Raw genomic sequence first — 24,010 nt, 5'->3', positions numbered from 1 at the left:
CTTATCGCTTATCTTGCCGGAGGTTGCGGGAGCAGCACACTCACCTCCAGTCCTCCTTCCGGTCGGTTGTGGACATCGAGGTCGGCGCCGTGCAACTGGGCGATACGTGAAACGATGGCCATGCCGAGACCCACGCCATCCCCCTGCTGGGGATTGACTCGAAAGAAGCGTTCACACAGCCGGCTCAAGGCGTTGGTGGGGATGCCGGGGCCGTTGTCGCTCACATCCACCCTCACCCGGTTACCCTCTCGCTGAACTCGCACCCTGATCTCGCCCTCCGGCTGGGTATAGCGCAGCGCATTGTCGATCAGGTTGCTGAACAGCAGCTCGAGCAGGGTGGCCTGCCCCATCACCAGCTGCGGCACTTCACACTCCAGCGACAGCTGCTGATCCTTCTTGAGCGCGATGGGTGCCAGGGTCGCGAGGGTGCCTTGCAGCAGGTGTCCCACCTCCAGTTCGGTCAGTACCAGTCCCTGCTGGTTGTCGATACGGGCCTGGGTCAGCAGTTGGCGGATCAGCCGATCGCTGCGGTCGAGTGCCTGCAGCATTTTGTGCAAGGATTGCTGGCGGCTCTCTTCATCTTCGGCAGCCAGGGCATTTTCACTGTGGATCCGCAGCACCGCCAGCGGGGTGCGTAGCTCGTGTGCCGCCTCGTTGGTGAACTGCTTCTCCCGCTCTATGGTCTCTGCCAGCGCCTGCATCAGGCGGTTGATCTCGTTGGTGAGGGGGGTCAACTCCTGAGCGCTTATCTTGAGGCTGAGTGGGCTCAGGTTGGCGGGGTGGCGTTCGCTAATGGCCTGTGCCAGTTGGCGCAGTGGTGCCAGCCCGCGGGTGATGAGCCACCAGAGCAGGGCCAGCAGGAACGGCAGGGTGATCAGCAGCGGCAGCATGGTAAGGGTGGCCATCTTGCTGGCCAGTTCGCTGCGCTCGTCGTCCCGCTCGGCCACCACCAGCCAGGTCTGCTTCTGCTCGTTGTAGAGGGTGAAGGTGCGCCACTGATGTCCATCCTTCTCTACCGTGTTGAACCCGAGAGCCAGCTCAACCAGTGGCTGGGCCGGAGCGCTGGGGGCACGCAGCAGCAGGCCGCCCTTTCCATCGAGGAGCTGGAAGTAGAGGTTACGTTCGAACTCGTGGCCGTAGGGAGTGAGTTCCCGATCTTCGCCGGTCAGGTTGAGGCCGGGATCTTTTTGCCACTCGTCGGGATTTTGCGCCTCCCACTCCTGATAGACGGTGCCGTTGGCGGGCAGTTGCCCCTGCTGTGCCAGGTAGCGGACCAGCAGCTGGTTGGTGATACGGGCTGACTGGGCGAGGCGGGCATCAAACAGCTCCTCCATCTCGTGGCTCGCCTCCATGTAGCCGATAAAGGCACTGATGGTGAGACTCAGGCTCACCAGCGTCAGGATGCCGGTGAGCAGAAAGCGGCGAATGGAGCGGGGACGTTTCATCGTGCTGATGTCCGGCTTGGTTGTTCGAGCTGGGGAATGATGTAGCCGACTCCACGAATATTGCGGATGAGGTCGCTGTAGAACTTCTTGCGCAGATGGTGGATATGCACCTCCACCGCGTTGCTCTCGGCACCTTCATCCCAGCCATAGAGGCTCTGTTGCAGCTGATCTCGACTAAGTACCCGGCCGCTCTGGCTGATCAGCTCCTGCAGCAGCTTGTATTCGTGGGGGGTGAGTTTGACCGCCTCCCCCTGATAGGTGACCTGCTGGGATTCGGGATAGATGAGAATATCGCCATACTCCAGTACTGCCTGGGCCTGCCCCTTGCTTCGGCGTACCAGGGCGCGCAGACGGGCGTTGAGTTCCTGCAGGGCGAAGGGTTTGACCATGTAGTCGTCGGAGCCGGCATCAAGGCCGATCACCCTATCATCCAGCGCATCGCGGGCGGTGAGGATCAGCACCGGCAGCTGGTGGCCTTCCCGGCGCAGTTTGCGCAGCAGGCTGAGGCCGTCGATGTCGGGCAGGTTGAGATCGAGGATCAGGGCGGCGAACTCGTCACTTTTGAGGGCAGCCAGAGCGGGCAAGCCCTGTTGCAGCCAATCCACCGTGTAGCCGCTATGGCGCAGGGCATCCTGCATACCGTCACCCAGCATCACATCATCTTCTACCAGCAGGATCCGCATTCTTTTCTCCCTTTTTTGTCGGCTGTGGCGATGTGGTTCAGTCGCCAAGGTTGACCGTGGCATAAAGAACGCTGCCCACCAGTATGCAAGCTGGTGGGCAGAGTTTAAATAGATCTTTGATCCATCAGGGGTTTATAGCTTTGCCAGCCGTTCGCGGATCTCCATTCTGCGCCCTTCGTCGGCCACTTCCCGGCCCGGGCGGGCCGGGGCGGCCAGCGCCTTGTCGAGGTAGGTTTTGGCCTCGGCCTTGCGCCCCTGATCCAGCAGGAAGTCGCCATAGAAGAAGTTGGGGTCGATGCCATCCGGATTGATGGCCAGCGCCTGCTTGAGCAGTTGCTCCGCCTTCTCGTCATCACCGAAGCCGACCGGCCAGCCGGGTACCTGATAGTAGAGAGAGCCCAGACTGGTGTAGGCAGAGCCGTCCAGCGCCTTGGGGTCTTGCTTGAGCGCCAGCTCCAGCTTGGCTTTGGCCTCTTTCACCAGTCCCAGTGCCCCCAGCCCCCCTTTGGCCCCCGCCCAGGTGCTCTTGACGATGGCAGACCAGATCAGCAGATCGGCGCGAAAAGGCTCCTTGGCGCTGGCCGTTTCGGCCCGGGTGCTCAGGGTCTCGAGGCAACTCTCTTTCGCTTTGCCGGTCTGTTGATACTGGCAAACTGCCCACTGCTGCTGGATGGGCGCGAGAGCATCATCCGCGGCCATGACCGAGGTGGAGCCCAGCAGGATGGCGATGGCACAAGCGGTCACTGATTGACGGACAAAGTTCATATTAATGCTCCTTCTTGGTCGGGATCGGGCGAGAAAAGTCTGGTTGCGGCGCACTGTTGGCGCATACATCAGTCGTCCCTGGCTGAAGATGTCGGGCATAACGCTTGATGATCGGCAGCTGTCTGGCCAACGCCTTGTCGACGATGCCGGGCAGCAGGGCATTGAGTCGTACGAACAGTTTTTCCGGCCAGCCGAGCCAGCTGCGGCGGGTCTCGTTGCACAGGGCGATGATGGCCTCTTCGGCTACCTCTTGCGGGCTGTCAGTCTGGGTGCCGAGCGCTGCATTCATCTCGTAGGCGGCCTCGGAATTGAGCTTGGTGCGGGTGGCGCGCGGAGCAAAGTGCAGCACCTTGACGCCGCTCCCCTCCAGCTCCCGTCCCAGCGCCTCGCTAAAGCCGCGCAGGGCAAATTTGCTGGCGCAGTAGACGCTGTAACCGGGGTAGCCAATGCTGCCCAGGCTCGACCCCATGTTCATGATGATCCCCGGCTTGCGCAATCTGGGCAGCAGGGCGCGGGTGAGCTGGATTGGCGCCTCGATATTGAGCAGCAGCTGGCGCTCCACCTGCTCAAAGCTCTGATCTTCCAGCCAGGCAAACTGGTTGCAGCCAGCGTTGTTGATCAGGATGTCGAGTCCATTCTCCAGCGCCGGGTGTTGCAGCAGCTTGGCTCGCTCCTGTGCAGAGCCGAGGTCGGCGAGCACCACCTGATGGCGCTCGGGATGCGGCAGTGACTTGCACTGCCGTTCCAGCACAGGAGCACGGCGACCATGCAGCAGCAGGTGGGCCCCCTGGGCCGCCAACTCCTGCGCGAGCTCTTCACCTATGCCACCGCTGGCGCCGGTGAGCAGCACGAGTTTCCCTTCAAGGTTCATGGTGTGGGTTCCCTTTTTGCTGTCTGCTGCCAACTTATACAGTGGCGGTGAGGTTGTAGAGCATCTCGCCATAGAGACGATAAACCACCTTGGCCCCGTGAATGATGGCTGCTTGATCCGCCGGGCTCTCGACCCGATCCATCAGGGATTCAAAGAACTTGAGGTGCTCCTGATCCAGGGCGCCGTGGGAGCTCAGGTAGCTCATCGCCTGGGGTGGCAGGCCGAGGCCCTTTTTCAGCTGGTCGGCGACGGTGAGGGCGATGGCCACGCTGGTGCCTTCCAGCACCTGTACCATGCCGAAGAAACCCATGGGGTTGCCGCGCTGGATCTGGTCGTAGAGAAAGGCCACCATCAGCTCGATGGGCAGCCCCGGTTGGCCGTGGCGCACTGCCTCGGCATCACCGCCACAGGCGCGGATGTCATTGAGGATCCACTCCTGATGGCCATACTCCTCGTCGATGTATTCGGCAATGGCGCCGCGCACCCACTCGTACTCCTGACCCAGCTTGCCGCCGGTTGCCATCAGCAGCGGGACCGTGTGGCGCACGTGGTAGTAGGCCTGCGCCAGAAAGGCGAGATAGGTGTCACGGCTGATGTCGCCACGGCGGCAGGCTTCGATAATGGGGGCGTTGAACAGATGCTCACGCTCACTTGCAGTTGCTTGTTGCAGAGTCTGATAGAAGCTCATGACGATTCTCCTGTAAGGCATTGGCTGATTTGCCGGGAAAAGTGTTGGTAAATCTCGTTGCGACGTGGGCGCCCGTTGGCGGTCAGCAGGCCGGGATGCTGGTCGAGTGCCACCGGCAACCAGTGGTGCAGCCGGGCATAATCGGGCAGCCGCTGGTTCAGACCTGCGATCTGGCGTGGCAGATCCGCCTCTTTGCCCGGCAGGGGTTGGATCAGCGCCACGTTGGCGGGTTGACCATCGCCAAACACCACGATGCGGGCGATGGCGGGGCAAAGCTGTGCTTCGGCCTCCACCCACTCGGGTGAGAAGTTGCGGCCAAAGGCGGTGATCTGGACATTCTTCTTGCGCCCGGTGATATGGAGGTAGCCCTCATCGTCCAGATGACCCAGATCGCCAGTGGCAATCTGTTCGGGAGTCAGTTCGTTGCTGCCGAGATAGCCCAGCATGGCGCTGCCGCTCACCATAATTTCGCCATCGGTGGCAATGGAGACCTGACAGTGGGGCAGTGGACGCCCCACGCTGCCGGGCTTGTCAGCATCCGGACTGTTGAGTGCCACCACGGAGCCGCACTCCGAGAGGCCATATCCCTCATACACCGGCAGGCCGAGCTGGCGGGCGTGTTTGATCTGGTCGGGAGCCACCTTGCCGCCACCGACGGCAATAAAGCGCAGACTCTTGAGCTGCTGGGCCAGCACTGGGGTGCTGGTGCAGAGCGCCAGCAGCAAGCGCAGCAGTTCGGGCACCAGCACCAGACTGTGGGTCGGCCAGCGCAGCAGGGCCTCCCCCAGCATGGCTGGATTGAGCGAGCTGGAGCCGGTGAAGCCGAGTTCGCCGAGGGACGGAATGCGACTGCAAGCGCCGGTCAGCAGCGGCACATAGAGGCCGGTGATGTTCTCAAGCAGGGTCGCCAGCGGCAGCAGGGTCAGGTGTTTTTCCACCTTGGCTAGCGCGACCCGCTCAGCCAGCGCATGGCTCACCGCCATCATCTGGCTCAGTGACAGGCAGACGCCCTTAGGCTGGCCCGTAGTGCCGGAGGTGTAGGTGATCTTGGCGGTGCCTTTGGGCAGCGCCGGTCGATTGGCTGGTGTGTGGCGCCAGAGCGGCAGCTCTCCGGTGATCAGCGAGAGCGGCTCGGCGGCATGCCACCCCTGATGATGTGGGCCCACCAGCGCATCGGCGCCGCTGCTCTCCAGCAACCAGGCCTGCTGGGCCTGACTGAAGAAGTGGGGCACCGGGATGACCACGATACCGGCACGGGTGCAGGCGAGATCCAGCAGCGCCCAGGGCAGGCCGTTGTCCAGCTGCAGAGCCAGACGATTGATGTCGAGCTGTTGCAGTTGGCTGGCCAGACGCTGGATCTGTTGCCACAGGGTCTGATAATCGAGACGCTGCTGGCTGCTCACTAGTGCAGGCGACTGAGGATCCTCGTGGGCATGTTTGGCGATGGCGTCGAACAGGCTCATTGGGCGCACCTTTTTTGATTGGTCAGGTTGTCATTACTCTTGCTGGTATCGTCAAACAGGGTCGGCATGGGGGCCAGCAGATTGAGCAGCAGGCTGCTCTGGGCCAGCACCTCGCGCCCCTGATTGATGTCGCCCACCATCACCTTGGGTTGGCAACGGTAGTACTCACCCCAGGCATCGGCGTCGGCCCCCACCTGATGGGCCTGGGCGGGGGCCAGCTCCACCGGGTTGAGTTGCAGGCGGGCAAAGCTGTTGCGCAGCTTGGCGGTGCCGGTAAAGACCACGTAGTCGAGGGCGTTTTCACACAGCAGACGACACAGGGCCGCAAACATCAGGCGGGCATTGCCCGGTTCGCTGCAGGCCAGATTGCCCACTTCGATAATGCGGTGGCGTGCCGGATAGACCCCGAGGCGGGTGTTGATGGCCGCCTCGATGGGTTGCTCCAGATACTGTTCCAGATAGAGAGTCCCCTCACTGGCATGATTGAGACCACAGGCACCGACCAGCGTCCCGTCTGCCCGATAGAGACCCAGCAGGCAGGGGAGAAAATGGGGAATACGGGCATTGAACTCACGGGTGTAGGCGGCCTGGATATAGGTTTGCAGCGCCATGACCTGCTGCGGGGACTCGGCCAGGATCAACCGGTAGGGTGCTTGGATCTCAATGGTCATGGGTGACTCCTTCTCTTGCGATGGTTTGAGAGTAAAAGGGCAAACTTAAGAAACCCTTAAGGAGCAAAAAAAGTTGTCAGCGAGGCAGCGGGCAGGCAATCTGCGCCGCTGTTATCCAACAGGAAGCACCCAAGAGGAACCGTCATGTCATCCAACGTCTGCTGCCCCCTGTGTGCCAGTCATCGCAGTTATCCCCTGCCGGTGGCAGGCAAGCGCTATCATCGCTGCCTCGCGTGCGAGCTGGTCTGGCTGGATGAGGCGGATCATCTGGATGAGACTGCCGAGAAGGCGGTTTATGACAGTCACGACAACCGGGTGGATGATCCCCGTTATCGCACCTTTCTGATGCGGGCATTTGGCGAGGTGTTGAGCCGGGTGCCGACTCCTGCCTGCGGCCTCGATTTTGGCTGTGGCCCAGGCCCAGCGCTGGTGGCGATGGGGCGCGAGGCGGGTTACCAGATGGCGGGGTATGACAAGTTCTACGCCGATTTTCCCGAGTTGCTGACGCGCCAGTACGACTTCATCACCAGTACCGAGGTGATCGAGCATATCGCCGAGCCGCGTGCCGTGCTGAACAAACTGTGGGATTGCCTCAAGCCGGGCGGTGTGCTGGTGCTGCAGACCCAGCGGGTACTCGGTGACGAGCGGTTTAAAAACTGGCGCTATCGCCACGACCCGACCCACATCGTCTTCTTTTCCGAGGCATCATTTCAGGTGCAGGCCGCCAGCTGGCAGGCCGAGCTCAGCTTCCCCCACACCGATGTGGCGGTTATCACCAAACCTTGAACTGGGTGTATTCATTTGATCATGGATTGGGCATGCTGATCGCCTGACTTCTGGAACGGATGCCCTGTTTTCATGTCCATACCCCACATCTCACTGCAAGATGCCCGTCATCTGCAGCTGGCGGCGCAGGGGCTGCTCGTCCCCCGTCGCAGCAAGGCGACCCCGGCCAATCTGCTGGCCACCATTCGCCGAATGGCGTTGCTGCAGATTGATACCATCTCGGTGGTTGCCCGCAGCCCCTATCTGGTGCTCTTTAGCCGGCTTGGCCAGTACGAACCGAACTGGCTGGAGCAGTTGCTGGCCGACGGCGAGATCTTCGAATATTGGGCTCACGAGGCCTGTTTTGTACCCCGCGAGGATTACCGGCTGTTGCGCCACCGGATGCTCGACCCCGCGGCCATGGGCTGGAAGTTTTCGGCCAACTGGCTTGCAACCCATCAGCAGGAGATTGACCAGCTTATCGAGCGCATTCGTGACCATGGTCCGGTGCGGGCGATCGACTTTGAGCGCACAACAGGCAAGGGGAGCGGCTGGTGGGACTGGAAGCCGGAGAAACGCCATCTGGAGGTGTTGTTTACCACCGGTCAGTTGATGGTGCGGGAGCGGCGCAATTTTCAGCGGGTCTATGACTTGGCCGAGCGGGTCATTCCCGAATGGAGCGACCAGCTGCATCTGCCGAGTGTTGCAGAGGCGCAGCGGGATATGGTACGTGCCAGTTGCCGTGCGCTGGGGCTGGTCAAAACCGGCTGGGTTGCGGACTACTATCGGCTGCGGCGCGGCAAATATGATGTCCTGCTCCATCTGCTGGCGGACGAAGGTGAGCTGCTGCCGGTTCGGGTGGAGGGGTGGCAGCACGATGCCTTTGTGCACGTATCTCTGGCCGATGAGCTGATGCAGGTCAAGGAGGGCCGTCTCAAGGCAACCCATACCACGGCCTTGTCGCCGTTCGACCCGCTGGTGTGGGATCGCAAACGGGCCAGTGAACTGTTCAACTTCGACTATCGCATCGAGTGCTATACCCCGGCCCCCAAGCGCCAGTATGGCTACTTTGTGTTGCCCTTGCTCCATCGCGGCAAGCTGGTGGGCAGAATGGATGCCAAGGCCCATCGCCAGCAGGGGATCTTCGAGATCAAGAGTCTCTATCTGGAAGTCGGGGTGAGAGTGACTCGCACGCTTGCACAGGATCTGGTGAAAGCCCTGCACAAGCTGGCTGATTGGCACCAGACCCCGCAGCTTCGTTATGGTGCCATTCCGGCCAATTTGCTGGCGTTATGGCATGAAAGTGTTATTGACGAATGAGCGCTATCCCTTCTGGACTAAGCTGCAAGAGGAGAAAACAGTTCGGGAGCGGGAGATGAAACGAGCGGTGACATGGTTGACTGGGCTTGTGCTGGCTAGCCTCTCACCCGTGCTATGGGCACAAGGACCTGTGGTACGGATCTGTTTGGGGGAGGGCAACGAGTGGGCTCCCTTTACCTACTGGGAGCGCAAGGACGGGGTGCCCGATACCAGCCGTCTGACCGGTTCGGCGACCACACTCGTGCTCGATGCATTGGAAAAGAGCGGATTGTCATATCAGATCCGCTATCTTCCCTGGGCGCGGGTCCAGCAGGAGCTGGCAGACTATCGCCAGAATGGTCTGTGCGAGTTGACCTGGGATGCCAGTTACAAACCGGAGCGGGCCGAGTTTGCTTTCTACAGCGTTCCTCTCTATTACACCCGCCTCGGCTTTTTCTATCTCAAGCGTCGCTTCCCCGACGCACCAGATTTACAGATGGTCAATCGCTCACGTGTGTGCGGGGTGATTGGCTATAACTACACCCCCTACGGTTTGGCACAGGAGCCACGCAGGGTGAGGCAGTTACAGCAGGCGCTCGATATGCTGGAGCGGGATCGCTGCGATTTTCTGCCAAGCGAAATTGAACCACTGGTGAGTGGCATCAGTCTCGGGATTTACCAGAGCGAGAGTGGATTGCTCAACCTCGTCTTGCCCAGCCGAAAGCAGTTTTACCTGCTGGTCAGCAAGGGCTCCCCCCGCGCTCACGAGCTGGTGAACAACCTCAATCAGGCTCTGGTGGCGTTTCAGGAAGGAGGGCATGCCGACGAGGTGATGCGCCGTTTCTTGCCGCCGATGGAGTAGGTGCTCATCAGGAAATGCAGCTGAAAAGGGCCAGCCTGAGCAATCTTGCTGGCCCTTTTCAGCTGTTCAGGAGGATAAAAAAACCGGGCAGAGTGCCCGGTTTGGTCTATCAGTCAGATGTGATTACTGGAGTACCAGTACCATCAGCAGGCCGACGGTAATGGCAGATACCAGGAAGGCAAAGCCATAGAACACATAGTGGTGCAGCTTGGTGGTGTGGATCCCGAGATCATGCAAACCGTGGTAGATACGGTGCATGCCGTGCCAGATCGGCAGGGCGATGATCACCAGCAGGATGCAGGCACCCCACCAGGAGCTGGCGAATTCGAGCACGCGCTCGTAGCTCATGGTCTCTACGTCCATGATACCCATGGGTACCAGCAGACCGGTGATGAGGACAATGACCGGCAGCAGCATGGCAACGACCATGCCACCCGCACCAAACAGACCCCAGTAAATTGGCTCGTCAGAACGTCTCATTGTTTTCTCCTCAGGCCACGATGATCAGGACAAGCAGGGATACCACAGCCAGCGCCACATACTGGGCGATGACGATCGGTTTCTCCGGCACCAGGTCTTCACCACGGAAGATACGCATGGCTTTCGGCGCCAGTGCGAACCAGGTCTTGGCGTGGAACAGGCAGGCTGCCAGCGCAATCACATGGAACAGGATGGCGATCGGGCTTTGCAGGGATTCCAGCCAGCCGTTGAACGCTTCCTGACCCTGTACCAGACGCATCAGACCCCACATCAGCACAACAGCGTAGATGGAGACGAAGATACTGGTGCCTTCGCGGATCATGTAACCGGTGTAGAAGGCGTTCTTTAGCCACCAGTCTTTCTTCATTTCGCGGACGTAAGGTTTACGTTTGCTTTCAGTGTTGTTCATGGTCTCAATCCTGCTCTCAATCTGGCTTGAACATGGCGATCATGTAGTCCTTGGCACTCTCTACCTTGCCAAGCTGGATGGCCGCTGCCGGATCGACGCCCTTCGGGCACACTTCGGAGCAGTAGCCCACGAAGGTACAGCCCCAGACGCCTTCGTCCTGGCTGATGATGCGCATACGCTCTTTGGCGCCGGCATCACGGTTGTCGACGTTGTAGCGATAGGCCAGAGCCAGTGCCGCCGGACCGGTGAACTTCTTGTTGATGCCGTACTGCGGGCAGGCCGCGTAGCAGAGACCACAGTTGATGCACTGGGAGAACTGCTTGTACTTCGCCATCTCCGCCGGAGTCTGGATGTACTCGCCATCGCACAGGTTGCGCGGCTCGCTCGGGATGATGTACGGCTTGATGCTCTCCAGCTTCTCGATGAAATCGGACATGTCGACCACCAGGTCGCGCTCGATCGGGAAGTTGTTGAGCGGCTCGATGGTCATCTTGCCCGGCAGATAGTCGCGCAGGAACGCCTTGCAACCCAGCTTGGGCACACCGTTGACCATCATGCCGCAGGAGCCGCAGATCGCCATCCGGCAGGACCAGCGGAAGCTCAGGGTAGAGTCCAGGTGATCCTTGATGTACTGCAGGGCATCCAGCAGAGACATCTCTCTCTGGTATGGCACCTGGAAGGTTTGCATCCAGGGCTCGTTATCCTGTTCCGGACGGTAGCGCAGGATCTCAATTTCAATCATCTCAGCCATTCTTCTTAGCCTCGTCTTGTTTCTCACCCTCGGAGCCGTACACGCGTTTTGCCGGCTGGGACTTAGTGATCTTCACATCGGAGTAATCGATGGAGGGCGTTTCGCCATTGTTGTAGAACGAGAGCGTGTGCTTGAGGAAGTTCACGTCATCACGCTCTTCGTAACCATCCAGACGCTGGTGGGAACCGCGGGACTCTTTACGATTGATGGCGGAGTGAGCCATGGCTTCTGCCACGTCCAGCATGTAACCCAGTTCGATGGCGTACAGCAGGTCGGTGTTGAAGACAGAGGACTTGTCGTTGATCTTGACCTTCTTGTAACGGGCTTTCAGCTCGTTGATCTTGTCGATGGTGCCCTGCATCAGCTCTTCGGTACGGTAGATACCGACACCGGCTTCCATGGAGGTGCCCAGTTCGTTGCGGATGTCTGCCGGGTTCTCGGTGCCATCGATGTCGAGCAGGGAGAGATGCTGCTTGACCAGAGCCTCGGCCTTGGCGACCAGCGCTTCGGTATTGCCATGCTTCTGGGTCTTGGCGAATTCACCGGCTTGTTCACCAGCCAGCTTGCCGAATACCACGATCTCGGACAGGGAGTTGGAACCCAGACGGTTGGCGCCGTGCAGACCAACAGAGGCACATTCGCCAGCGGCGTAGAGGCCGGCCAGACGGGTGGCACACTTGTTGTCAGTCTCGATACCACCCATGGTGTAGTGGGCAGTCGGACGTACCGGGATAGGCTCTTTGGCCGGATCCACGTTGACGTAGGCTTTGGCCAGTTCGCAGATGAAGGGCAGACGCTCTTTCAGGTACTTCTCGCCAAGGTGACGCAGGTCGAGGTGAACCACATCGCCCATCGGGCCCTGGATCACGCGGCCTTTCTGCTGCTCTTGCCAGAATGCCTGGGAAACGCGGTCGCGCGGACCCAGTTCCATGTATTTGCTCTTCGGCTGGCCGATCGGAGTTTCCGGGCCCAAGCCGTAGTCTTGCAGGTAGCGGTAGCCATCCTTGTTGAGCAGGACGCCACCCTCACCACGACAACCTTCGGTCATCAGGATGCCGGTGCCCGGCAGACCGGTCGGGTGATACTGGACGAACTCCATATCACGCAGCGGTACGCCGTGACGGTAGGCCAGTGCCATGCCGTCGCCGGTGACGATGCCACCGTTGGTGTTGTAGCGATAGACACGGCCAGCACCGCCGGTTGCCACGATCACGGATTTGGCCTGGATGAAGCGGGTGATACCGTTCTGGATGTCGAAGGTCAGTACGCCCTGGACACGGCCGTCGTCCACGATCAGATCAAGGCAGAAATGCTCGTCGAAGCGCTTGATGCTCGGGTATTTGACGGAGGTCTGGAACAGGGTGTGCAGAATATGGAAACCGGACTTGTCTGCGGCGAACCAGGTACGGGGAACCTTCATGCCACCAAATGGACGCACGTTGGCTTTGCCATCCGGCTTGCGGCTCCAGGGGCAACCCCAGTGCTCCAGCTGGATCATCTCTTTGGTCGCGTTGTTGACGAAGTATTCCACTACGTCCTGCTCGCACAGCCAGTCACCACCGGAGACGGTGTCGTTGAAGTGGTTTTCGAGGGAGTCGTCATCACGGACGACACCGGCGGCGCCGCCTTCGGCAGCAACCGTGTGGCTGCGCATCGGGTAAACCTTGGAAATCAGGGCGATGTCCAGGTCTGGCTGTGATTCGGCTATAGCGATAGCGGCGCGTAAGCCGGTACCGCCAGCACCGATGATGGCCACATCGGTCTTGATAATATCCACATCTGCCTCCTTAGGGATAGATTTGCTGGGCACGATTTTGCTCTATGAAAAAAATTCAGGCTTGATGCAAGTCAAACTGCTAGGTTTTATTCCCTTTTTATTGGTTATTTTTCTATAAAACACCCAAATCCCTGGATGAAAATGTCGTTATTATCGTCATTTTTTGGTGTCACTGAGCAGTTGAACACCTAGCTACGAGCACTTTAACTTCTGGATTGTACGTAGTTTTCTTTCAATAAAATGCGAATCACCTCTCTTTTTAGGTACTCGCGAAAAAAATTTTAAGTTTTTTATTGTAATTTTTTAATGAGAATTATTGGTATTTATCTATTCGGATAGAAATAGGTAATCCGAAATGCTGCGGTGACCACGGCGGTGATCTGATAATTCCAGACGAATTACAAGGATTTCAAGGCGGGGTATTTGGCGGGTAATGTGAGATTACTCACTGAAAATTAAGCGCTATTTAGAAAAATAAAAGGGGCCTGTACGGCCCCTTTTGCTCATGCTCAAATGCGGAACATGCCGACCTGATTGCTCAGTTCACCCGAAATATTTTTAAGTTGTTCAGAGAGATGGCGTGAGCTGTCTGCATCTACTGCCAGTTCGTCCGAGACATCTTTCACCGCCTGAATGTTGCGGCTTACCTCGTCGGTGACGGCCCGCTGCTCTTCAGCCGCGCTGGAGATCTGGGTCGCCATGTCGGAGATCTGGTTGATCGAGGTGGTGATCTGTTCCAGCGCATGGGTGGCGTTGTTGGCGTCATCCACGCTGTTCTGGGCCAGCAGCTGGCCTTCGTGCATGGTGCTGACCGCCCCTTGGGTATTGCGTTGCAGGGTTTCGATCATATTGCGGATCTCGACGGTGGAGCTGTGGGTACGCTGTGACAAGACGCGCACCTCGTCGGCCACCACCGCAAAGCCGCGGCCCTGTTCGCCGGCACGTGCCGCTTCGATGGCGGCGTTCAGTGCCAGCAGGTTGGTCTGCTCGGCGATGCCCTGAATGGTGGAGAGGATGGTGTTGATCTCCTGAGCGTTTTTCTCCAGCTCCTGAATGATGTTGGAGGCCTGTTCCACCTGGGTGGCCAGATCGGTGATGGAGCGCTGGTTGCGGGCGATCACCTGCTTGCCATGCTCGCAGCTGCTGGAGGAGCTGCGGGCCGCTTCGGCGGTCTGCTCCGCGTTGCTGGCAACTTCGACCGCAGTGGCCGACATCTCGTGTACCGCAGTGGCGATCTGGGAGATCTCGTTTTGCTGGCGTGCCAGCCCCTGATTGGCCTTCTCCGCCATGCTGTGGGAGGACTTGGCCTGCTGGTTGAGCTGGCCGGAGGAGTTGGAGATATCCTGCACCATCACATGGATCCGCTCGATGAAGGTGTTGACGTGTTTGGCAACCGCGCCTACTTCATCCTCACGTTCAATCTTGATGCGGCGGGTCAGATCGCCGTTGCCACGGGAGAGATCGGCAATCGCTTCGCCCAGGGTTTTCAGAGGGGCCAGCGAGCTGTTGATGGCGACATAGGAGAAGCCTGCCACGATCAGTATGGTGATAAGCCCCTGAATGAGGGAGGAGGTAACCATGCGGCGTACCGACTGGTAGGCGATCTCTTCATCCACCATCATGCCGTAATACCAGTTGGTATTGGGAATGGCATTAAAGTCGTAGACCTCTTTCTTGCCGCTGATCACCAGCTCGTTGATCATGCCGTCATGGGCGACCTGATTGATGTAGGCCGCAGTCAGCTCCGGTGCCAGAGCGGTGGCGGATTTCAGGCTCAGGGAGGCATCGGGGTGCGCGATGATGGTGCCATTGCTGTCCACCAGCATGGCGTAGGTGCCCTCGGTGGTGACCGCAAGAATGTCCGAAATCAGTGAGCTGATGGAGACGTCACCGGCGATGACCCCCTGGGTATTGCCGCGCTGGAACGGCTCGGCAATGGTGACAATCAGCTGGCCGGTGGAGATATCGGCATAGGGGGCTGTGATGACCAGCTTGCCTGCGGCGGCCGCGTCCTTGTACCAGGGGCGTTGACGTGGGTCATAACCGGCAGGCAGGTCGGTTGGTTTGCTCTGGATCATCTTGCCGTCTGCGGTACCGGCATAGACCAGGTCGAAGCCACCGGCATTCATGGACTGGGCCAGATGACTGATGGGCTCGTCTTCTTTAGCGAATGCTTCCTTGGTGGTGCTGACCATGCTGATCCGGGAGTCGACCCAGCGGGAGATCCCCTTGACGTTGGCCATGGAGCTTTCGTCGATGATGTTCCAGACCAGTCGCTGGGTCTCGCTGCGCAGTTGCGAGGTGTTGTACCAGACCTGCAGGCAGGTGATCACCAGAATGATGACCCCGATAGCCAGAACAAGCTTGTTTTTAATGGATAAGTTCATAGTTACATCCTTGTGAGCGTCAGTCTGAAGTGTGTGTGGAATCTAGTTATTGTTATGAGCCTCTGTTTATCGGCTGAAGTTGAACTCTTTGTATCCCGGTCAGCTATTTAAAGTTAGTGCCTAAATCAGTGGTTATCCATGCGCGTATCGCCCCCTCACTGTGTCAGAAAACGATCTGGTCGATTGGTGAAGATTCCATCGACCCCCATGCTAGAGAGCGTTTCATAATCTTCTGGATAATCAACGGTATAAACCAGAACTTTGAGCCCCCGGCGATGGGCATCATCGACCAGCGCGGCGTCGATGAAATCAACATCGCAATTGATGGACCAGCACCCCAGCTCGTCGGCAAACTGCGCCAGGTTGAGCGGCAGGTTGGCGGTCAGGGCTCCGAGCCGGATATCGGGCCGCGAGGCGGCAAATCGGGCCAGCTCCGGGTGATGGAAGGAGGAGACCATCCACTGCCCGGGAGTAAAGCCCAGCTCGGCCTCTGCCCGTCGGGTCAGGGCTGCCACCGCATCGGCGGTATGGGCGCCCTTGAGCTCGATATGCAGCTCGCAGCGTCCGGCGATGATCTCCATCACCTGCCACAGGGTCGGGATCACCTCTCCCTCACCGGCATCGAGTTGCTCCAGATAGGAGCGGGATTGCTCGGTCAGCACCCCCTTGCCATTGGTGCAGCGCTCCAGCCGACGGTCGTGGAAGACCCACAACTCGCCATCGGCCGCCTGCACGTCGATCTCGATGGCTGATGCTCCCAGCTCCAGCGCTTTGGCCATCGCCTTGAGGGTGTTTTCGGGGGCCAGGCCGCTGGCGCCACGGTGGGCAATAATCTGCATGTTCTGCTCCTTTCAACTCGCGGATCAGCCGCGGCTCAGGTGAATGTCGATCTGTTGATGGGGCAGGGTAAGTCCCTGCTGTTGCATCTTCTCCAGCACCAGCGAGTGAACCTCGTGGGTGATGGGCATCCGGTGATCCATGTTGTTGACGTAGAGGCGGATCTCGTAGATCAGTGCCGAGTCGGTGAATTCGATCAGGAAGACCTCGGGCGTCGGCGTCTCCAATACCAGGGTCGATGCCTGGATGGACTCCTCCAGAATGCGCTGCACCAGTTTCGGATCCCGGGTCAGGCCAATCCGGATACGCAGTTTGACCCGGGTTATCGCATCGGAGAGCGACCAGTTGATGAACTGCTCGGTGATAAAGGCCTTGTTGGGCACGATGATCTCCTTGCGATCCCAATCCACTATGGTGGTCGCCCGGGTTTTGATCTTGGTGACGGTGCCGGTGAGATCGCGAATAGTAACAGTGTCACCGAGCCGGATTGGTTTCTCGAACAGGATGATGAGGCCGGAAACAAAGTTGGCGAAGATCTCCTGCAGGCCGAAACCCAGCCCTACCGAGAGGGCGGCTACTAGCCACTGGGTCTTCGACCAGTCGATACCGAGCATGGAGAAACCGGTGAGGGCGCCAACGAGGATCACCAGATACTTGCTGATCGTGGTGAGTGCAAAGCCGGTTCCGGGAGAGAGGCTGAGGTGCTGAAGCAGGGTCAGCTCCATCAGCCCCGGCAGGTTGCGGGCGGTCACTACGGTCAGGATGAAGACGAATGCGGTCAGCATCAGATCCTGCAGGGTGATGGCGGAGAGCTGCTCGATGCCACCAATCTTGCTGCTCACCTGCCATACCTCGATATTGCTGAGGAAGCTGAACGCCGAGTTGAGATCCGACCATTGCACTACCACCAGCATGGTGAAGCCGAGCATCAGCAGGGTGCGCACCAGCCCCAGCGACTGGGCGCTGATGGTGTCGAGGTCCAGCTCAGTCTCTTCCACCACATCGGGGATCTCCGAACTTAGCTCCTCCTGATTGTCGTCACGGCCGCGCTGGGCCAGCATCTCGGCCCGCTTGCTCTTGGCACGCTCGAAGGCAAGGCGGCGGCGCTGGATCAGCATCCAGCGTCTGGCCAGATAGTAGATGAGCAGGCAGCCCAGCCCCATCAGCAGGCTCAGCTCCAGCTGGCGCAGCAGGGTACGCGAGGTATAGAAGTAGCCAAACAGGGAGCCAATCACCGCCAGCAATGGTGCCAGCATCAGGCTGTTCCAGATGAAATGATGCAGCAGGTGGGGCTTGGTCATGTCACTCTGGCCCCAGGTGAGCGGTAGTCGCTCCCGGTTGAGGCGGGCAAAGAAAAGCAGCAGCCAGAGCGCGCCGATCATGAAGGCCATCCGGCCGAGGGAGTCGTAGAAGGCGTGCTCCTGATAGCTGTTGGCCATCCCCTGCACGAAGAAGCTAGGGATCAGCACCAGCAGCAGGGTTCGAAACTGGTTCCATACCTGCTGGACCCGCTCTTTTGGCCAGCGGAAGTGAAGGATCAGGATCCCCCGCTCGAGCGTCAGGTGACGGGCCATCACCAGTGCCAGCAGCAGAAACCATATTTCCCCAAGTCCACGCCCGATCGCAACGGCGAACGGGTATTGCCAGGCCCCTTCGAGCAGGCCGCGAACCATCAATACCATTGCGGGCAGCGGCAAAGATGCAATCAGGGAGCGCAGCAGCAGGCGGCTGGTGAGACTGAATTTATCCTGGGTCACCTTGCCTATACGCGGTGCTATGTAGTCGCAGAACTGGCTCAAATGGCGGGCCAGTTTGATCCAGCTCCAGGTCAGCACCAGTAGACCAAGGCTTGCCAGGGTGAGAGTGATAGGACTGTTCTCGGCGATGGCATAGGGCAGTTGCAGCCAGTTGTTCGGGTTAAAGGCCAGGGCCAGCGCGGCAGGAATACCGAGCATCACCTGCGGCGTAAAGGGGCGCACATCCGGCAGCCAGAACAGGTGGCTGGCGCTGAGTTCGCGGATTTCGTCGATCTTGCTGTTTTGGCGACTATAGAGCAGTTTGAGCCTGGTCTGTTCCTGGATCAGGGTGTCTGATGCATCGTTTAGTCGGGTCAGCAGTTGACGACGGGCCTTGAGCAGGTTGTCGAGCACCGACAATTGTGGGCGATCCAGTGTCACTTCCTCCCCGGACAGCAGCTTCTCGCGCAACAGGTTGGTGTCCTTCAGTCCATCCTGCTCGCTCTCGTACTGGTACTTGGCCATGCGGGCATTGACGATCTCCGACTCCAGTTTGTCGAGGGGGAAATAGGCTGGCAGGTCGGAAAGTTTGCTGCGAAGGTTTTCACCATAAGCCGTACTGATCTGCAGCCACTCCAGCTGTTCTCGTACCGAGTTGACCAGATCGTTTAGCTCAAACAGATTCTTGTCGATGGTGCGCTGTTCGTCCTGCACTCGCTCAATCTGATCCTCCAGCGTGCCGAGCTGGATCGAGAGCGCCTGGTTTTTTTGCTGCTGCTCCAGCAGCAGCGGCATGTCTGTGGTCAGTTGCTTGCGCAGCCGCTCGCTCTCTTTGAGTGCCAGCTCGGTCTTCTCCCGTCGCAGCTGGTTCTGCTGGGCCAGCAAGCTGGCTTGCCACTCATCCTCATCGGCGATGGCCAGATTGAGCTGTTGCAGTTTCAGCTTGCCAAGATCGTTGCGCTGCTGGGCGGAAAGCTGCTCCAGCTCCAGCATCTGGATCCGGTCTGAGAGACTCTGCTCCTTCATTCTGGTCACCAGTTGCTGGGACTCCTGCAACCGATCCGATTCGCTGCTGAAGCTCAGTCGTTCCAGCTGGCTGCGGGTCAGCTGCAGCTGTTTGCGCAGATCATCTACCCGCAGGTGATACTCCTGACCTGTGCTTTCCAGCTGATTGAGGCTGTCCATCACCCCCTGTCGCTCTTTGCGCAGATTGAGTTGACGGTTGCTGCTCAGGCCAATTGCCTGGCGTAGGGCCTCCTCCTTGAGTGTGGCGAGCGGTGGACGAGAGAGGGGCTGATAGTTGTGCAGGCTCTCCTTGAGCCGTGCCGACTCCTTGGGGTAGTCGATAAGGATCTGCTGATAGGCTTTGCTCTGTTCCCGGTAACGTAGCGCTTCTCTGGCATATTGCAGCGCCTGCTGGTAGCTCTCCCGCAGCTTCTGGTTTTCCGGGGTGTCGCTTTTGGGCACGCTCTGCAGCAAGGCTTCGGTCTGGGCAATGGCATCATCAGCTTGTGCCGCGGGAAGCAAGAGCAGAGAGAGCAGCAGAAAGGTGAGCAGGCGTTGCAACATGAGGCTCGTTTCCGTTCAAAAAGGGTGGTCCTAGCCTAAAGCAGGGCCAGGCGCTGGGTAAAGCAGTCTATATTAATGATTCGTAACACAAATAACAGGAAGTCATGCTGTCCTTTCGCTATTATCCCTAGCGCTTTTTCTGCACTGGGCCACATATGTCAGCCGTTGATCTGGGCACTGCCCCGCTATCTCGCCTTTTCTGGCGTTACGTTACGCCGACTGTGGCCGCCATGCTGGTCACCGGCATCTATGTCACCATAGACGGCATCTTCGTCGGTCATATTCTGGGTCAGGACGGGCTGGCTGGTCTGATGCTCGCTTACCCGATTTGTGCCGTGCTCTATGCGGTCGGCGCCCTAATAGGCATGGGCGCATCGGCCCTGGTCTCCTTTCATCTGGGACGCGGCGAGCAGCAGAAGGCCCGCCATATTGTCGGCAATGCACTGGTGATGGTGCTGCTGGCCGCGGTGCTGCTTGCCTACGTCGGGATCCGTCATGGCGACACCATGCTGGCCTGGATGGGGGCCGAAGGAGAGATTTTCAGCGCCGGTCTGGCCTATCTGCACTGGTATGCCTGGCTCGGCGGTTTTGCCATTCTCTCCATGGCCTTTACCGCCCTGCTGCGCAATGACGGGCGCCCGGGGCTCACTACCTGGATCCTGGTCGGCGGCGGCCTGCTCAATGTGCTGCTTGACTATCTGCTGATGGCTGTTATTCCGTGGGGGCTGGCTGGTGCCGCCATCGCAACCATGCTCTCCCAGGCGGTGACCGGCGGGCTCTGTCTGTGGCACTTCTTTACCCCGCGCAGCAAGCTGCGGATTGGTTGGGATACCCTGATGCCAAACTGGCGGCTGATGGGGGAGACGCTGCGTCTCGGAGTGTCGAGCTTTCTGATGTACCTGTACCTCTCGGTGGTACTGGCACTACACAATAAGGCACTGCTGGCCGTAGGCACCTCCCTGCATGTGGCTGCCTACGGGGTGATCAGTTATACCGAGGCGTTCTTCTATCTTATCTTCGAGGGGATCGCCATGGGCATTCAGCCTATCGCCAGCTTCAATGCGGGAGCAGGCAACTGGCAGCGGGTGTTGCGGGTACGCAATCTGGCACTGACCGTGACGGTGGCCATCGCGCTGTGCGGTATGGTACCGCTCTACCTCTGGCCGGAGGCGGCTGTTTATCTGTTTGCCGGCGACAACGCGGCTCTCTTGCCGGTGGCGAGCCTCGGGATCTGGCTCTACTTCTGGGGGCTGCCGATGGAGGGCTTGCTGCTGGTGGGGGCCACCTATTTTCAGGCCATCAATCGGGCCCGCATCGCCTCCCTGCTCACCGGCGGCAAGCTGGTGCTGATCGGCGGTTTCTTGTGGGGATTCTCGACCCTGTGGGGCGTGCCCGGGGTATGGCTGGCATTGCCTAGCTGCAGCTTGTTGCTGGTGCTGGTGATGTGGCGGGCAATGCATCGGGAATCCGGTGCTCACACGCAGGCCGGATAGGCAATCAGGTACGACGTGCAGATAGTAGAGAGGCAGCCATGGGTTGCCTCTCTTGTAATCAGGTCAAGGCTTGAAGGCGCCGATAAAGATGGCGGGATCGACCCGGGTATCGTTGAGGCTGACGTTCCAGTGCATATGTGGGCCGGTAGCGCGGCCGGTCGAACCGACTCGCCCGACGATGCCCCCCCGCGGCAGGCTCTGGCCGAGCTTCACATCGATCTTCGACATGTGGCAGAACATGCTGATGAGCCCCTGACCGTGGTCGACAAAGACGGTATTGCCATTGAAGAAGTAGTTGCCGATCAGGATCACCTTGCCTGCGGCGGGGGACTTGATCGGGGTGCCGGCGCCCACGGCGAAGTCGAGGCCGGAGTGGGGGTTGCGCTCCTCGCCATTGAAGAAGCGACGCAGGCCAAACGGGCTGGAGAGGGGGCCGTTGACCGGCTTGTCGAACAGCAGGTTGCTCGGCTGGTTGGGGCTGAAGGTCTGGTAAGCCCGGGTCTGCTCCGCCAGCTCGCGGTTGATACGGGTCATATCCTCGGCAAGCGGATTGACCTGACGGCTGTTCTTGAGCTTGATGTGCTGCTCGCGGTAGTGCTTGGGGGTGACGGTGAAGCCGAGAGTGCGGCCATCACCAGTGGTCAGTTGCTGGGCCCCAAGCGGGTTTTTGAGAGAGATGCCGACGATGGCGATCCACTGGTTATCTTCGCGCACCACCAGCACGGGGTTGTCGTGATAGCGGGCCGTGGGGGCAGTGGGTGACGCGCCAAGAGGGATCACCGCAACGCCACCCGGCACCGGATGGTTGAGCAGGCGACTGATAAAACCCTCGGCCAGGGCTGATTGGCTGGCCAGTAACAACAACAGACAACACACAACTCTCATGACGATACCACTCGATGTTAAAGCGCCCGGGATGGCGGGATGACAACCCCCTGTCCGGTATTCATCGATCACTAAAGGGTGATCACGACACGTAGGCCACGACAGGCGCGGCTGGGGAAGGGGGCAGATTGTGCCTCGTTATGGTCGGGGCAGCCAGAGGCGGGGCGTGGCTGACGCCCCCTTTTGTGCATCGCTGCGTCAGGTTTTATGTCGTGGTCGGGTTGCTTCGCCATTGAGTCGCCCCCGCCCTGGCTCTAGAATCGGCTTCCGGCACTGATGCCACCGACACTCCGAGGAGACGATATGAACGGATTACCCCCTTTGCGTACCACACCGGCCCGGTACACAACAGGTCGTGGCTGGCTTTGGGTTCGCAGCGGGTTCGATATCTTCAACAAGGGGATGGGGATCAGCGTGGCCATGGTGCTGGTCTGGTTTATGGTCGGCATGCTGCTGGAGCAACTGCCGGCGGGGGGCCTTATCTCCCAGCTGCTCTACATGGTGTGGGGCGCGGGTTGGGTGGCGGTCGCCGCACGGGGCTATCGGGGCGAGCAGCTGCAGTTTGCCGATCTCTTCGCCGGTTTTCGCCACAAGCTGACCCCGCTGATGCTCGGTGGTCTACTGGTGTTGCTGCTGTTCAGCCTGGTTGGACTCGTCTGTCTCGGTCTGCTCTCCGTGTGGGGGCTGCTCCCGCTGCTGACGCAGGCTCCCGAGAGCATGGTGGTCTCTGCGAGCCAGTTGCAGCAACTGCTGCTGGTATTGCTAGTGGGGATGTTGCTCATTGTTCCCGTGCTGATGGGGGTCACCTTTGCCCCGGCGCTCATCTATTTCCACGATATCGGCATCATCCAGGCGGTGCGTCTGAGCTTCGTTGGCTGCTGGCGCAATATGTGGCCCTTCTTCTGGTGGGGACTGCTCTCAGCTATGTTGTTGCTGTTTGGCGCTATGTTGTTGCTGGTAGGTCTGCTGGTGGTGATCCCGGCGCTCAACTACTCCATCTATGTGGCTTATCGGGATATTTTCCTCGACGAGAGTGCGCAGCCGGAAGCGCCGCACTCAGAACCATTCGGATTTGAAGCCTGATCAAGGGATCAGAGTGAAGAAGGGGCCTGCAGCGGCCCCTTCGTTATGTTTGTGCTGCTTGGGTGTGAGGAGTGCTTACTCCTGCCAGATGTGATCAGCCGCCATGCGGGCCAGCAGAAAATCGAGGAAGCTGCGCAGCAGCGGCGACATCTGTTTACGGGTGGCATACACCCCGTAGACCCCGAGGCGCTTGGGCTGCCAGGCGGTCAGCAGGGGGACCAGTTCTCCTCGCTCCAGATAGGGTTGGGCCGAGTAGCGGGGCTGCAGGCTGATCCCGGCGCCTTCAAGCGTTGCTTCCAGCAGCAGGTTGGAGATGTTGGCGCTCAGGTTACCGCTGACCGGCACTGACTCGGGGCCATCCGGTCCATTGAACTCCCACAGGCTCTTGCCGAAGTAGGTGTAGGTGAGGCAGTTGTGCAGCGCCAAATCCTGCACCTTGTGTGGCATCGGATGACGGGCCAGATAGGCCGGGCTGGCACAGACCACCGAGTGGCAGGTGCCGAGACGGCGTGCCACCAGATTGGGGTCGAGGTCGTTGGTGATGCGCACTGCCAGATCGATCCGCTCCTCTACCAGATTGACGGTTCTGTCGAGCAGCAGGATGTCGATGGCCGTCCCAGGGTATTGCGCCAGATAATCGTTGGCAGCACCGACCAGCAGCGCTTCTGACAGAGAGTAGCTGCTGGTGATCCGCAGTTGTCCCTTGGGGGCGTCATCCCCCTTCACGGCGATCTGCTCCATCTCTTCGCCGAGCGCCAGCATGGCGCGGGCCCGGTTCAGTGCCTCCTCTCCCGGCCCGGTCAGGCTCAGACGACGGGTGGTGCGGTGCAGCAGGCGGGCGCCCATCCAGCTCTCCAGCTCGGCAAGATAGCGCGACACCATGGCGCGCGACATATCCAGCTTCTCTCCTGCGCCGCTCAGGCTCCCTTGTTCGACTACGCTGACGAAGACCTGCAATGCGGTCAGTCGATCCATGTATGGCTCTCTATATGTTCGATATGTGCAACAGTGATGCGCTTTTTATGCTGTATTTGCACCTTACGCGATCTAATACACTGTGTCCATCAAATGACCCCCCGAATACTTAATGA

General features: G+C 59.5%; 21 protein-coding genes. 5 read left to right on the top strand and 16 right to left on the bottom strand.

The features are described from left to right. Positions 1 to 8 precede the first annotated feature (8 nt). The 7 genes from G5149_RS09180 to G5149_RS09150 form a co-directional block, all read right to left on the bottom strand. Complete coding sequence (locus tag G5149_RS09180) at positions 9 to 1,445, bottom strand: ATP-binding protein (RefSeq protein WP_421212301.1); 1,437 nt, start codon at positions 1,443 to 1,445, stop codon at positions 9 to 11. Next, positions 1,442 to 2,128: a response regulator gene (locus G5149_RS09175; protein ID WP_005348007.1), complete on the bottom strand. Its 687-nt coding sequence runs from the start codon at positions 2,126 to 2,128 to the stop codon at positions 1,442 to 1,444. Before G5149_RS09175 ends, G5149_RS09180 begins: the two co-directional genes overlap by 4 nt. Before the next feature lie 132 nt (positions 2,129 to 2,260). Next, positions 2,261 to 2,893 carry a tetratricopeptide repeat protein gene (locus tag G5149_RS09170; RefSeq protein WP_337072446.1) on the bottom strand — a complete coding sequence of 211 codons (633 nt, stop codon included), beginning with the start codon at positions 2,891 to 2,893 and terminating at the stop codon, positions 2,261 to 2,263. A 1-nt stretch (position 2,894) separates the two neighbouring features. Continuing rightward, a complete protein-coding gene (locus tag G5149_RS09165) occupies positions 2,895 to 3,764 on the bottom strand; it encodes an SDR family oxidoreductase (RefSeq protein WP_421212300.1) in 870 nt (289 codons plus the stop codon). 34 nt (positions 3,765 to 3,798) lie between these two features. Beyond that, entirely contained in the window at positions 3,799 to 4,452 is a 654-nt protein-coding gene (locus tag G5149_RS09160) for a TenA family transcriptional regulator (RefSeq protein WP_202001792.1), read from the bottom strand. Further along, a complete protein-coding gene (locus G5149_RS09155; protein ID WP_421212299.1) occupies positions 4,449 to 5,915 on the bottom strand; it encodes an AMP-dependent synthetase/ligase in 1,467 nt (488 codons plus the stop codon). The genes G5149_RS09160 and G5149_RS09155 overlap by 4 nt, the downstream gene beginning before the upstream one ends. After that, on the bottom strand, positions 5,912 to 6,586 hold the full coding sequence (locus G5149_RS09150) for a thermostable hemolysin (protein WP_421212298.1): 675 nt from the start codon (positions 6,584 to 6,586) through the stop codon (positions 5,912 to 5,914). The genes G5149_RS09155 and G5149_RS09150 overlap by 4 nt, the downstream gene beginning before the upstream one ends. Before the next feature lie 144 nt (positions 6,587 to 6,730). Here G5149_RS09150 and G5149_RS09145 point away from each other — a divergent pair, with 144 nt between their 5' ends. The 3 genes from G5149_RS09145 (at position 6,731) to G5149_RS09135 (ending at position 9,512) form a co-directional block, all read left to right on the top strand. After that, positions 6,731 to 7,372: a class I SAM-dependent methyltransferase gene (locus G5149_RS09145; protein WP_201946281.1), complete on the top strand. Its 642-nt coding sequence runs from the start codon at positions 6,731 to 6,733 to the stop codon at positions 7,370 to 7,372. A gap of 72 nt (positions 7,373 to 7,444) precedes the next feature. Beyond that, on the top strand, positions 7,445 to 8,671 hold the full coding sequence (locus G5149_RS09140; RefSeq protein WP_216978200.1) for a winged helix-turn-helix domain-containing protein: 1,227 nt from the start codon (positions 7,445 to 7,447) through the stop codon (positions 8,669 to 8,671). A 55-nt stretch (positions 8,672 to 8,726) separates the two neighbouring features. Continuing rightward, complete coding sequence (locus G5149_RS09135) at positions 8,727 to 9,512, top strand: substrate-binding periplasmic protein (protein WP_041234336.1); 786 nt, start codon at positions 8,727 to 8,729, stop codon at positions 9,510 to 9,512. A 123-nt stretch (positions 9,513 to 9,635) separates the two neighbouring features. On the opposite strand, the gene frdD is transcribed toward G5149_RS09135, so the two are convergent. The 7 genes from frdD to mscM all read right to left on the bottom strand — a co-directional run bounded on the left by frdD (position 9,636) and on the right by mscM (position 19,458). Beyond that, the gene (gene frdD / locus G5149_RS09130) at positions 9,636 to 9,992 is read right to left on the bottom strand and encodes a fumarate reductase subunit FrdD (protein ID WP_005347976.1); all 357 of its coding nucleotides are present in this window, start codon (positions 9,990 to 9,992) and stop codon (positions 9,636 to 9,638) included. A gap of 10 nt (positions 9,993 to 10,002) precedes the next feature. After that, complete coding sequence (locus G5149_RS09125; RefSeq protein WP_033112664.1) at positions 10,003 to 10,401, bottom strand: fumarate reductase; 399 nt, start codon at positions 10,399 to 10,401, stop codon at positions 10,003 to 10,005. A 16-nt stretch (positions 10,402 to 10,417) separates the two neighbouring features. Further along, a complete protein-coding gene (locus tag G5149_RS09120; RefSeq protein ID WP_005347973.1) occupies positions 10,418 to 11,152 on the bottom strand; it encodes a succinate dehydrogenase/fumarate reductase iron-sulfur subunit in 735 nt (244 codons plus the stop codon). Next, complete coding sequence (gene frdA, locus G5149_RS09115) at positions 11,145 to 12,929, bottom strand: fumarate reductase (quinol) flavoprotein subunit (protein WP_201992075.1); 1,785 nt, start codon at positions 12,927 to 12,929, stop codon at positions 11,145 to 11,147. The genes G5149_RS09120 and frdA overlap by 8 nt, the downstream gene beginning before the upstream one ends. 509 nt (positions 12,930 to 13,438) lie before the next feature. After that, positions 13,439 to 15,316, bottom strand: coding sequence for a methyl-accepting chemotaxis protein (locus tag G5149_RS09110; RefSeq protein ID WP_005354019.1), 1,878 nt, complete (start codon positions 15,314 to 15,316; stop codon positions 13,439 to 13,441). Between the two features lie 155 nt (positions 15,317 to 15,471). Beyond that, the gene (locus G5149_RS09105; protein ID WP_421212297.1) at positions 15,472 to 16,155 is read right to left on the bottom strand and encodes a glycerophosphodiester phosphodiesterase; all 684 of its coding nucleotides are present in this window, start codon (positions 16,153 to 16,155) and stop codon (positions 15,472 to 15,474) included. A gap of 24 nt (positions 16,156 to 16,179) precedes the next feature. Beyond that, complete coding sequence (mscM, locus tag G5149_RS09100) at positions 16,180 to 19,458, bottom strand: miniconductance mechanosensitive channel MscM (RefSeq protein ID WP_421212296.1); 3,279 nt, start codon at positions 19,456 to 19,458, stop codon at positions 16,180 to 16,182. 155 nt (positions 19,459 to 19,613) lie between these two features. On the opposite strand from mscM, the gene G5149_RS09095 reads away from it, so the two are divergent. Further along, positions 19,614 to 20,951: an MATE family efflux transporter gene (locus G5149_RS09095; RefSeq protein WP_005347939.1), complete on the top strand. Its 1,338-nt coding sequence runs from the start codon at positions 19,614 to 19,616 to the stop codon at positions 20,949 to 20,951. Between the two features lie 63 nt (positions 20,952 to 21,014). Here the strand turns inward: G5149_RS09095 and G5149_RS09090 are convergent, their stop codons facing one another. Next, a complete protein-coding gene (locus G5149_RS09090; protein WP_005347937.1) occupies positions 21,015 to 21,836 on the bottom strand; it encodes a peptidoglycan DD-metalloendopeptidase family protein in 822 nt (273 codons plus the stop codon). A 303-nt stretch (positions 21,837 to 22,139) separates the two neighbouring features. On the opposite strand from G5149_RS09090, the gene G5149_RS09085 reads away from it, so the two are divergent. Next, positions 22,140 to 22,919: a BPSS1780 family membrane protein gene (locus G5149_RS09085; protein ID WP_005347934.1), complete on the top strand. Its 780-nt coding sequence runs from the start codon at positions 22,140 to 22,142 to the stop codon at positions 22,917 to 22,919. Between the two features lie 75 nt (positions 22,920 to 22,994). Here G5149_RS09085 and G5149_RS09080 read toward each other — a convergent pair whose 3' ends face one another. Beyond that, positions 22,995 to 23,894 (bottom strand): LysR family transcriptional regulator, encoded by a 900-nt coding sequence (locus G5149_RS09080; protein WP_288728471.1) that lies wholly within the window; start codon positions 23,892 to 23,894, stop codon positions 22,995 to 22,997. Positions 23,895 to 24,010 lie beyond the last annotated feature (116 nt).

It is taken from the genome of Aeromonas sp. 600479 (assembly GCF_049175515.1).
In the GTDB taxonomy this organism is placed as follows: Bacteria; Pseudomonadota; Gammaproteobacteria; order Enterobacterales; family Aeromonadaceae; genus Aeromonas; species Aeromonas veronii_A.
The sequence above is the reverse complement of the archived record's forward strand: the minus strand, read 5'-3'. Positions and strand labels throughout refer to the sequence as shown.